This window comes from Okeanomitos corallinicola TIOX110 (assembly GCF_038050375.1).
GTDB classification, from domain to species: domain Bacteria; phylum Cyanobacteriota; class Cyanobacteriia; order Cyanobacteriales; family Nostocaceae; genus Okeanomitos; species Okeanomitos corallinicola.
In genome coordinates, this window is sequence record NZ_CP150886.1 from 887,527 (window position 1) to 899,124 (window position 11,598).

Consider the following 11,598-nt stretch of genomic DNA (forward strand, 5'->3'; position numbering starts at 1 on the left):
TTAAGCAGAATTAAAACTTAGACCCTGAAAGACTTCTAGCTCTGTCACCTGTCACCTGTTCCCTGTCACCTGCTATAATTTGCCTCTGCTATGACTATGTTATGATTTCCTTTGTAGATATTTGAGAATACCGCGAGCGATCGCATCAGCCATACGATTTTGATATTCTGGTGATCTTAAACGGGCATTATCCTCACGGCCGGTCATATAACCCGTTTCTACTAAAATTGCAGGCATAGAATTCTTTCTCAGCACATAAAATCTCGCCTTACGAGTGCCTCTGTCTTTAATGGTATTAATATCTTGAAGGATAGTCTTACGAACACTTTCCGCCAAACCATAACCACTGTCGTAATAATATACTTCCAACCCATTCACATCGGGGCGATTATCAACTGAGTTAGCGTGGATACTGACAAATAAATTGGCATTAACTCGGTTGGCTATATCCACACGACCTTGTAATTCCACAAAAAAGTCAGCATCTCGAGTCATAACAGCTTGTACACCATTTTGTTGCAAAATTGCCGCCACTCGCTTACCAATGGGCAAAATCACATCCTTTTCCAACAAACCACCTATACCAGGAGCGCCAGAATCCTTACCACCATGTCCGGGGTCAATCACCACTATCAGTTTGCCTTTAGGAACTGATAAGCGTGGCTGGGGTTGTGGTGGAGGATTTTCAACATAGGGGTCGGGAAGTTGACCTTGGCTGGTTGGTAAGGGTGGTAGAGTAGTAGGGGGTTGTAAACTGATCGAGTTTCTGAACTCCAGAGCTATAATTTGCGTTCCTAATTGATTGAGTTCACCAATTTGCTGACTGGATGAGGGTTGCACAAAAACAACCACACTATTTGAGACTTCTTGCAAACGTACCCTGAGTACAGGACTATTGGCATCAAAAGCAGGGCCTTTGACATTGGGAGCTAATTTAGCTTGAGGAATAGTAATTCTAAATAAACCAGAGCTTCTATCCCAACCACCTGTAGCAGATACGGATTTATCAGCTTTAATTAGTAGCTGTGTGCCATTAGCAGCTAATTCTACAGCCTGAATTGTCGCTGGGGAGTTAGTAACATTTTCAACATTAGATTGATTTGCTTGGGCTTTGGCAAGACGATCAGGAAGAACAATAAAACCGCCTGCACCACTGCTTTTTGCTTGCCAGTCTCCGCTGTATTTATCTACCTGTAGAGTCATGCGTACAGTGGATGGTGTATCTGATAATTGGGTAAATCGGACACGGCTGACACCATAGCGGTTGATGACTATATCTCGTTGTCGTAGATTTGCAGATAAAGCAGCACCAACTACATCAATATTGATGGTGCGATTCTCTTGGTTGCGATTAACCTTAATTTCGGGACTACCACCACTGGTACGAATAAAAAAACCATCAGATGTTACTCGGAAATTTTCTATTTGAACTATTCCAGGGGTGGAGTTGAGTACCACTTCTTGTTTCGGTAAGGTGACTGGAGTTGTTGTCACCATGTTGTAAGAATTTTTAGGTACTGGTGATGGTGTAAATGGTGATGAAGGGGGTGTAAATTTGGGTGTTTCTGCTGGTAGCTCACCATTATAAGCAGAGGAAGGTAATACTTCTGTTGCTAATTTTGGTAGTTGTACAAGCCAACGACTGCCAGTTGTCGCACTAAATTTTACTAGATTAGGGTCAAGGGTATAGCCTGGATTTAGTTCTATAACTAGACGGGTTGTTTGCTCGTCAAACTGACCAACGCGGATAGTGCGAATACCTCCACCAATAGCTTGAGCAGTTTGTGAGCGATCCAAACTCGTACCAGGTAAATCAATTACTAATCGAGTGGGGTTAAAAATTAGTTGCGCTTGGGGTTGTACAGGACTAGATGTATTAATTTCTAGTCGGTTTTGGTTAGTATCAAATCGCCAAGAGTCTAATTTTGCTGCGGTAGCTGGGGATGATACCATACAGATAGTGCCAACAGTGCTGGGTATTAACCAGTGTACTTTCACAGTATTTTCTCCTGATTGCTGTTAATAGAATTTGTTAATTTTTTAACATCTTGGTAAAGCCTCACACCTTTACTAAACTCTATGCTCCTGTCCCCCAGTTAAGAATCGGCGGACATAAGCAAATAGCTGAATCAATTCAGCACTATGATTAAGGTAAACATATCTAAGTAGAGCGTCTGATCAGAACAGCAATTTTAGTTAAACTGGTGTATAGATTATCGCTGTTTGAACTCAGATTACTCTAGCATTGTCGGAAATTTGTCAACTTCTAAACTTTAATTTTTCACTGGTAGTTGGGCAACGCTAATGGCGATGAATTATATCATAGTTTTTTATTTTTCTGTCTGGGGAAATATACCATAGGGCTGTGTAGACTGATGATTTCCGTTGCTGAGATGAGGACAAAAAGAGTTATTTTCTCCCTGCATACACTCTTAGCGGGCAAGAAGCCCGCAACCCAAGAATTTAAGTTTTGACTGGATATACTTGCAACCTGCTGTATTTATCGGCTTTTCAAGTATTGAAGAATACCTTGAGCGATCGCATCAGCCATTTGATTTCGATAGGCTGGGTTTTTCAGTTTAGCTATATCTTCTCTGCCAGTTAGATAACCTGTTTCTACCAAAATTGAGGGCATAGAACTTTTTCTGAGGACATAAAATCTTGCTTTGCGTACTCTCCTATCTCTAACATTCACTCTTTGGAGAATTTTATTATGGACAGCACGTGCTAGACCCAGACCACTACTATAATAATAAGTTTCCAGACCACTAACTTCAGGACGGTTGAGACCTACTGAATTAGCATGAATACTGACAAAGACATCAGCATTGGCTCGTTCTGCCATTTGTACTCTTCCGGGAAGGCTAACAAAGTAGTCAGAGTCCCTGGTCAAAACAGCTTGGACTCCGTTTTGCTGTAAAACCTCTGCTATTCTCAGGCTAATAGGTAGAATTATATCCTTCTCTCGAACTCCGGCAATCCCTATGGCCCCTGGATCTTTACCTCCATGTCCTGGATCAATTATGACTAATAATTTACCTTTGGGTACGGAAGTTCGGGGACGAGGTTGAGGAGTCCTGACGTTTGGATCAGGTAATTGCCCACTGTTAGGAGATGGTAGGGGAGGTAAGGCAATTGGAGGTCTAGCTGAACGATACCTTTGTAGTTCTAAAGCTACAAGCTGGTTGCTAACTTGATTAATCTCACCAATTCTGACTCCTGATGCTGGCTGCACAAAAATAACCACAGAGTCGGGAGATTGAGATTGTAAACGTACTCGCAGCACTGGACTGTTGGCATTGAAAGATGGTCCTTTGACCTTGGGTGCCAATTTAGCATTGGGAATAATAATCCGATATAATCCCGTGCTTCTATCCCAGTTTCCGGTAGCAGATAATGCTTGGTCGGCTCTAATAAGTAGTTGTGTCCCATTGCCAGCTAGTTCCACAGACTCAATTGTAGCGGGGGAGTTAGTCACAATTGGTGCAGAAGCGGTGGAAACTGGTCTTGATGAGTTATTACTATTATTACTATCGGGTAAGCGGACAACTCCCCTATTGGGTAGTAGAACTAATCCACCTACACTACTTGCACTTACTCGCCAGTCAGGACTATTTTTATCTACCCTCAGCGTCAAACGCACACTGTTGGGTGTTGTTCTTAACTGAGTAAATTCTATGCGATTGACACCATGCTTATTGACAGATAAACTTTTCTGCATCAGTTCTGGTGATAGGTTTGCACCGTCAACATCTACAAATATGGTGGTGCGATCCTGACTACGATTGACTTTGGTGTTAGGTTTACCCCCACTGGTACGAAGAAAAAACCCATCTCCTGTGGTTTGTAATTTTTGAATTTGAGTTATCCCTGGGGTAATTCTGGCTGCTGTGGAAAACTCTGGTTTAGGCTGGGAGTCTATGGTGGCTAAATTATAAGTATTATTATTGTTGCTGATGTTATTGTTGTTATTATTTACCAGTCTTTCTAGTTCTATTTTAGGTAATTGTACTCTCCAGCGACTGGGACTGATCGGTACAAATTTAATTTTTGTCGGGTCAATGGTGTAACCCTGATTCAGTTCTATAACTATCCTTGCTGTTTCTGGGTTGAATTGTCCAGCACGAACTTCGCTAATAGCCCCTCCGACGAGTTGATTTGATTGCGATCGCCCAAGTTTGGTATTAGGTAAATCAATTACCAAGCGTGTGGGGTTAAAAATTAGTTGTGCTTCTGGTTGTACAGCCCCTGATGTTCTAATTTCTAATTGGTTTTGATTTTTGTCAAATCGCCATGATTCTAAATTTGCGGCTAAAGCTGGGGAAGATAGTAAAAGAGCAGTTGTAAAAGTACCAGGTAGCAAGTATTGTAGTTTCAAAGTTATTTCTCCTGAGATGAATTTATAAAAGTGATCAGTATTTCGATTTCAAAGTTTTGGCCAATCTGTACAGCGTCTTTAGAGATAATAATTTCGATTTCTAGATTTGGGGTTTTCTTCTGATATTTTTCACTCTCATGTTATTATAGGGAGTTAAAATTTGATATTAAAATTTAACTGCTTGTGATGATTGTCAAGTCAGTTACTATGTTTTTTATGCCCTAATCTTCAATTTTCCAGGAATCACAATTATATTTGATATATTTGAGTACGTACTGGAATTTGCATTTACCATTTACAATTAATGATTTCATTTGGTGGATGCTAGTTCCTAATTAATTTACAGATATTGATGTTACGATCAGTGAGTAAGGACATTTTCGGTTTGAATATATTTCCTTTATCTGGACAAATAGAATAACCTCCAGAAATTATCTACCACCGGAGACGGTGATTGAGAAACATAAGTTTCCGTTAAGTATTAATTTTCTAAATATAAGATTTATATGTGATTTTGGGAAAAAATTCGTGTTCATAGATGACATCTGGCAGTCTTATCCGTTGATTGTGGCTAAAAATACAACTCCTAAATTTTTAAACATTGAGTAATTTGGCAAAAAGATACTTGTCCATAATAATCTATGGACAAGCACAAACTAGAACAAGAGTAATTAATTCTACTTATTCACATTCTCCTGAGCATTTGAGGTAACTTCTAAATTTCCATTCTCGTTTGCCGTTGCTACAGCAAATGCTGAATCAGCCGAGTCTGTGGTTTCTGATTGGGGGAAAACAAATCTCAACAGAGGGGGAGCTATAAAGGTAGTGATAATTACCATCATAATAATTGCTGCCCCTAGTGGTTTTGACAGAGCGCCACTAGCTGCACCAACACCGGCAAATACTAAACCTACTTCACCTCTGGGAATCATACCCACACCAATAGCCAAACGGTTAATGTTAGGTTGACCGAACACGGCTAAACCTGTAATTACTTTACCAATGATGGCCACTGTAATCAGGAAGATTGCCATAATTAAACCTTCTCGATTACTGGGAATTGAGGGGTTTAAAACTCCTAAGTCTGTTTTTGCACCTACAGCTACAAAGAATACAGGTACTAGCATATCCGCAATAGGAAGAACTTGCTTTTGTAGTTCCTTGCGTTTATCTGTTTCTTCCAGGACTAAACCTGCTGCAAATGCTCCCAGAATAGCTTCTAGGTTGATAATATCAGCAAGATAAGCCATGATAAAGGCGAAGATGAAAGCAGGTATTACCAGCCCACCCCGTGTTTTGAGTAGATCGGCGATCGCCACAAAAGTCTTATTGAAAACATTACCCAAAATAATCGCACCGATCAGAAAAGCACTGGCGCTGATGATCAGATAAACAACATTGCTGACATCAACTGCACCATCTTTAGCCAAACTAGCTACTACGGCTAAGACGATAATTCCCAATACGTCATCTATTACCGCTGCACCAAGAATAATCTGTCCTTCTTTGGAGTTCAGACATTTTAGTTCTGATAGAACTTTGGAGGTGATACCGATGCTTGTAGCGGTTAAAGCTGCACCAGCAAAAATGGCAGGTACAGCACTCACGCCAAATAGCGTCATTAAGCCCACTGTACCGGCAGCAAAGGGTACTACTACCCCAACTATTGCTACTAGTACAGCTTGAATGCCTACTTCCATCAATTCTTTGAGGTTGGACTCCAAACCAATTTCAAATAGCAGGATAATCACACCCAATTCTGCTAAAACAGAAACGACTTCTGACTGTGCAGCAAATACCTGTGGGGTGGCTTCTGGTGTTAAACCAGCTGTTATTTGCAGGAAAGTCATAATTAATGAACTAGAACTGTCTGCACCAGCTTCTGGAAATACTAATAGATGTAGTACAGAAGTCCCGACTATGACACCTCCTACAAGTTCTCCTAAAACCGGGGGTAAGCCGATTTTATTAGATAATTCTCCGCCAAGTTTGCTGGCAAAGTAAATTACCACTAGGCTAAGTAACACCGCCGCCACCACCATTGAACTGTCTGCGGATTCTGCGGATTCTGTGGCACTAGCTAACAAGGGAACAGTAAAGTTGATTGCGCTGAAAAACTGCATTGGTTCTGTGAATATCCTTCCATATTATTTTTACTCTTTTATTGCAACTATTTCATAGCTTTTGAGATATTGACAGTCCTAACAGGAACTATAAGTTATTTCATATATTTAGACTACTGATATGATATATAAACTCAGTAGAAGTATAAAAAGTCTGGCTGCATGAGTTCAATCAGTCAGGATTTCCAGAATTTAGGAGGAGTTGATTGGTGCAGAGCATGATTGAAAACCTAAACCCTAGCTAATATTGACTTTATAAATATGCAAGAATTAAAACTAGGTAAATACCTCACACTAGCAGAATTTTCTACTTGCACTCACACCTATCACAAATATGCCCAATATATCAATCCATTTCCTCAAAATGGAGCAGAAATCATTCCTGCATTGCAGGAGTTGAATAAATTTATCATTGACCCAATTATTGATAATTACGGCAGAGATAATTTTCAACTGACTTATGGATTTTGTTCGGCTGATTTAAAAAAGTTTTTAGAAAGAAAAGATCCAATTACAGGAGAAAAAAATGGTCGTGTAGCACCTAAACTTGACCAACATATGAGTTATGAAATTAATAAAAATGGAAAATATTATTGTGAAAGATTGGGTGCTGCCTGTGATTTTATGATTGCAGATGTATCTAGTAACCATCTGATAGATTGGATTTTACAAAGTAAATTACCTTTTGATTCTCTTTACTTTTATGGAAGTCAAAGACCTATTCATATTAGTTATGGATTTCAGCATAAAAGAGATATTTGGACTTTTGGTAGTAAAGGACAACCGACTAAAAAGGGGATTGAAAATTGGGTGAAGATGGCAAAGGAAATTCATAACAAGAATCAGTGAGATTTAGCAATCCTAAATCCTTACAGTAGTCAGGAGAAACAATATTTATTTTTTTAGAGTTTTATTTGTCTGAATCAGGATGTCCAGGATTTAAGGATTTACAGGATGTTGATTTTAAATGATTCATGAGTTTAATTGTCATCAGAATTATTAAAATTCTTGAAAGACTGTTCTTTCCCTAATAAATCAACTTCAATTGTATCTATTTCAATAGTAATTTTTTTCTTGCAGAATTTAATATTAGCAATTCTACCAATCATATCTACAGATTCAAAATTAACAGTTTGTTGATTATTATTTTTAGTTTCTATTTTATATCCTGCTTCATATAACCATTCAATCACACTACGCCAATTATTAATTTTTTCGTTGCACTTTCCCACCAAACCTTTGACGTATCTATATATAGTGGCACTAAAATCAGTTTCTACACCTCTGATATCTTTATCTAGTTTATCAGCAATTTCCGCAGGACTGTAACCCAGAAGCAACCCCCGCAGGTGGAGTTTTTCCACGGGAGTGAGCCGTTTACCTTTAACAGAGGCCAGATCAGTATACAGTGTCTCCAAATCCCAGTTATTACAGGCTTCTAGAAACTTTTCGTTAGTTGCTGACATAAGACATTTAAGAAAATCCTGATGTAATACTAACATAAATCCTAAGTAGTGTTAGTCAAGACCTGATGTAAGTTAGCTTACAATTATAAATACAAGGTACATTTATTCATCTTTACCAGGGAACATAACGTAAACTATGCCTATATACGCTGAATTTGCCGATAACCCTGAACCACGTTGCCCAGTTGTGTTACTGCTTGATATATCCGGTTCTATGTCAGGTAGCCCTATTGATCAACTAAATGCGGGTGTTGCTACATTTAAGCAAGAAATAGAACAGGATGCTACGGCATCTTTGCGAGTTGAAGTTGCTATTATTACCTTTGGTGGCACTGCAAACTTAATACAAGACTTTGTGACTATTGATCAATTTAATCCACCCCATTTGACTGCAAGCGGTTCAACATCAATGGGAGCAGCGATTCAAATGGCTTTGAGAGAGGTAGAAAATCGGAAGACAGAATATAAAAATAACGGTATTCAATATTATCAACCTTGGGTATTTTTAATTACTGACGGTGGACCTACAGATAGTTGGCAAAGTGCAGCACAACAAGTTAGACAAGCTGATGCTGATCGCAAAATTAGCTTTTTTGCAGTCGGTGTTCAAGGTGCAAATATGAACATTCTTAGTCAGATAGCACCACCCAATACACCCCCTCTCATGCTTGACGGGTTAAGATTTGCTGACTTATTCCGTTGGTTATCTGACTCTATGAAACGGGTTTCTAGTAGCAAAGTAGGTACAACTCAAGTTTCTTTACCTCCTGTGAGTGGTTGGGCTACAACAAGTACATAATATAGCAATATTTAATTTGTGGAGACGTTACTTAAAATGTCTCTACAAAAATTATAAACAGGAGGATTAATTAATGCAATGGCAAGCTGTAGCTAAAAGCGTAATAGGAACGAAACACATTAAATCTGAAACACCTTGTCAAGATTATTCAAGTTATAAAATTGTAGATCAAGGTCAGGTGATTGTAGGTGCAGTTTCCGATGGTATGGGTAGTGCTAAACATTCAGAGAAAGGTTCTCGTTTAGCTGTTGAAACTACAATTAAGTATCTCATAAATCAACAAAATTGGAAATATAAACTTGATGAAAATTCCTGGAAAGAAAGTTTTAAAAAATTATTAATAGAAGTTAGAAATCAGTTAGATAATCATGCTAAAAAATATCAATTTAATATTAATGAATTAGATTGTACTTTAATAACTTTTGTTGCTACTCCTAAATTTATAGCTGCCATGCAAGTTGGTGATGGGTTAATTGTAGTACGAGCAAATGATCAGGATTATGAATTATTATTTCAACCAGATAAAGGTCAGTATGCAAATGAAACTACTCCTGTAACTGATACTGCTGCTATTCGGGAAATGCGGTTTTGTCTAAAGAATAAAGGTTATGATTTTATTTGTGCGGCTACAGATGGAATTGAAAATTTAGCTTTAGACAAAAAAACACCAAAATGGAAACCTTTTGATAATTTTTTTAAGATGGGTTTAGAACCATCTATTTTTTCTAATCAAAGTTTACAAGATAAAGAAATAGACGTTGAGGATTTTCTCAATAGTAAAAAGATGAATCAAAATACAGATGATGATAAGACGCTTTTGTTATGTGCTTACAGTAATTTTTTAGAAGCAAGAGAGTTTCCTGATAGAGATACAATACCAAATCCTCAACCTGACCCTATTTCAGATGAAGAAGATGATATTACACCATCTCCTAATCCTAACAATCAAGATGAAGATATAAAACATTTTATTAATTTTATTAAGGCAGAACTTACGAGTATTCCAGAAGCAGAAGGTATCAAACCTATTATTAATATTAGCAAAGGTAGCCTGGAAATTATCTTTAAATCTTCAAGACCTCTTCAATATTTTGAGACTTTGGTTCAGAAAATTCAAGAACGGGAAATTGTGACTGATAAAAAATATATAAAATCCTTACAAGAAGTAACTGTTTATGATCAGGAAATGGATGGTTATATACGCAAGAAAGCAAGAATCACTATTTCTGCAATCAGTTCAGATAGTATAATATACATAGTTGGTGGTGTTTTGATATTATCTCTAATTGCAGGTATAGTTTTTTCGTTTAATCAATTTAAATCTAACGAAAAACCACCTTCTAACCCAAAAACTTCACCACCTAATACTCAACCATCTACATCTTCTAAGGAAGAAACTAATCCAAAACCTAAAAATAGTTCATCACCTTTAACCACACCTTATAACTCTCCTGAAAACAAAGAACAAAAACTCCAAAATACTCCATCACCCAAAAATACAACTACTCCTACTACAAGCAGATTAAGAAGTTAAAAAAATTAACAAACCAAAAGAAAATCAGCAATAATCAGGTGGGAGAAATAAAATTAATATGGTTCGTCTACAGTGCAAAACTTCCGGTGAATGGATTGATTTAGTTAAGGAAATCAATAGTAGTGGTGAAGGTAAAATTTACACAACTAATAAATCTGGTTTTTTAGCTAAAATTTATCACAATCCTACACCAGAAAGAAGTGCAAAACTTCAGGTGATGGTAAATAATCCACCTGATGACCCGACTTTATCTCAAAAACATATTTCGATAGCTTGGCCTAAAGATTTACTGCAAGATAGCGGTGGTAGTATTTTAGGGTTTTTGATGCCAGAAATCAAGAATGGACAAACATTAATTAATGTATATAGTCCACGATATAGAAAGAAAAAAGCACCGGGTTTTCACTGGATTTATTTGCACGTAACCGCAATGAATATTGCGTTTATTATGGATGCTTTACATAGAAAAAATTATGTAGTATGCGATATTAAACAACAAAATCTGTTAGTACAACCAGATGGTAGAGTTTCCATTATTGATACAGATTCTTTTCAAATCAGAGATACAATCACTGGAAAAATTCACCGCAGTCATGTAGGTTCTGGAGAATATACACCACCAGAAATGTTTAATGTTGATTTTACCACTGTTGACCGTTCAGAGTTACATGATCGTTTTGGATTAGCTGTTATTATTTGGCAATTATTATTTAGTAATCATCCTTTTTCTGGAGAATGGGTAGGAAGTGGTAATCAACCAAATATTGATAAACTTATTCATCAGGGTGATTGGATATATGGTAGAAATTCTCAACTCAAACCTACACCTTTATCTATTCCTTTAAATATTGTACATCCAGAAATTGCAAGACTTTTCCGTAAATGTTTTGATGATGGTTATCGTACTCCCTATGCTCGTCCGAGTGCTGCTGATTGGAAAACTGCTTTAGAAAAAGCGATTCCTGAACTAACGCAATGTTCATCTGTTAATAATCATTATTATGCAAGAAGCTATACTAAATGTTATTGGTGTGAGAGAAAACTTCAGATTAATCATGATGCTTTTCCCGCAATACATGGAAGTGTGAAAACACAAATTCCTGTGACAGTTTCTGCTAAAAATAATTCACCTAATCAAGCAGTTATAACTACTCAAAAAAATCAGCCTATAACTATAAATTCTACTCCTACAACACCACAAATACAACAACCAACAAATAGAGAAAATTGGAAAAATACTTTAATTGCTGGTGCAATTTTTATTATAGGTTGGATACTTTTAATTATTTTATTTTAGA

8 protein-coding genes are annotated in these 11,598 nt (G+C 37.3%); 4 read left to right on the forward strand and 4 right to left on the reverse strand.

Annotation, left to right across the window (positions count from 1 at the left end; genetic code table 11):
- Positions 1-99: 99 nt before the first annotated feature.
- The 3 genes from WJM97_RS03810 to WJM97_RS03820 form a co-directional block, all read right to left on the reverse strand.
- Positions 100-1,998 carry an N-acetylmuramoyl-L-alanine amidase gene (locus tag WJM97_RS03810; RefSeq protein WP_353931720.1) on the reverse strand — a complete coding sequence of 633 codons (1,899 nt, stop codon included), beginning with the start codon at positions 1,996-1,998 and terminating at the stop codon, positions 100-102.
- Between the two features lie 502 nt (positions 1,999-2,500).
- Positions 2,501-4,378, reverse strand: a complete 1,878-nt coding sequence (locus tag WJM97_RS03815; protein WP_353931721.1) for an N-acetylmuramoyl-L-alanine amidase — start codon at positions 4,376-4,378, stop codon at positions 2,501-2,503.
- A 677-nt stretch (positions 4,379-5,055) separates the two neighbouring features.
- Complete coding sequence (locus WJM97_RS03820; RefSeq protein ID WP_353931722.1) at positions 5,056-6,501, reverse strand: cation:proton antiporter; 1,446 nt, start codon at positions 6,499-6,501, stop codon at positions 5,056-5,058.
- A gap of 261 nt (positions 6,502-6,762) precedes the next feature.
- Here WJM97_RS03820 and WJM97_RS03825 point away from each other — a divergent pair, with 261 nt between their 5' ends.
- A complete protein-coding gene (locus tag WJM97_RS03825) occupies positions 6,763-7,350 on the forward strand; it encodes a hypothetical protein (RefSeq protein ID WP_353931723.1) in 588 nt (195 codons plus the stop codon).
- Between the two features lie 131 nt (positions 7,351-7,481).
- Here WJM97_RS03825 and WJM97_RS03830 read toward each other — a convergent pair whose 3' ends face one another.
- Positions 7,482-7,967, reverse strand: coding sequence for a helix-turn-helix domain-containing protein (locus WJM97_RS03830; RefSeq protein ID WP_353931724.1), 486 nt, complete (start codon positions 7,965-7,967; stop codon positions 7,482-7,484).
- 136 nt (positions 7,968-8,103) lie between these two features.
- Here WJM97_RS03830 and WJM97_RS03835 point away from each other — a divergent pair, with 136 nt between their 5' ends.
- The 3 genes from WJM97_RS03835 (at position 8,104) to WJM97_RS03845 (ending at position 11,597) form a co-directional block, all read left to right on the forward strand.
- Positions 8,104-8,766: a VWA domain-containing protein gene (locus tag WJM97_RS03835; protein ID WP_353931725.1), complete on the forward strand. Its 663-nt coding sequence runs from the start codon at positions 8,104-8,106 to the stop codon at positions 8,764-8,766.
- Between the two features lie 73 nt (positions 8,767-8,839).
- Positions 8,840-10,300 (forward strand): protein phosphatase 2C domain-containing protein, encoded by a 1,461-nt coding sequence (locus WJM97_RS03840; protein ID WP_353931726.1) that lies wholly within the window; start codon positions 8,840-8,842, stop codon positions 10,298-10,300.
- A gap of 58 nt (positions 10,301-10,358) precedes the next feature.
- A complete protein-coding gene (locus WJM97_RS03845) occupies positions 10,359-11,597 on the forward strand; it encodes a hypothetical protein (RefSeq protein ID WP_353931727.1) in 1,239 nt (412 codons plus the stop codon).
- Position 11,598 lies beyond the last annotated feature (1 nt).

Bases quoted from the DNA above. Each gene is read 5' to 3' on its own strand.
- WJM97_RS03820 (WP_353931722.1), bottom strand. From the start codon at position 6,501: ATGCAGTTTTTCAGCGCAATCAACTTTACTGTTCCCTTGTTAGCTAGT.
- WJM97_RS03825 (WP_353931723.1), top strand. From the start codon at position 6,763: ATGCAAGAATTAAAACTAGGTAAATACCTCACACTAGCAGAATTTTCT.
- WJM97_RS03840 (WP_353931726.1), top strand. From the start codon at position 8,840: ATGCAATGGCAAGCTGTAGCTAAAAGCGTAATAGGAACGAAACACATT.
- WJM97_RS03835 (WP_353931725.1), top strand. From the start codon at position 8,104: ATGCCTATATACGCTGAATTTGCCGATAACCCTGAACCACGTTGCCCA.
- WJM97_RS03845 (WP_353931727.1), top strand. From the start codon at position 10,359: ATGGTTCGTCTACAGTGCAAAACTTCCGGTGAATGGATTGATTTAGTT.
- WJM97_RS03830 (WP_353931724.1), bottom strand. From the start codon at position 7,967: ATGTCAGCAACTAACGAAAAGTTTCTAGAAGCCTGTAATAACTGGGAT.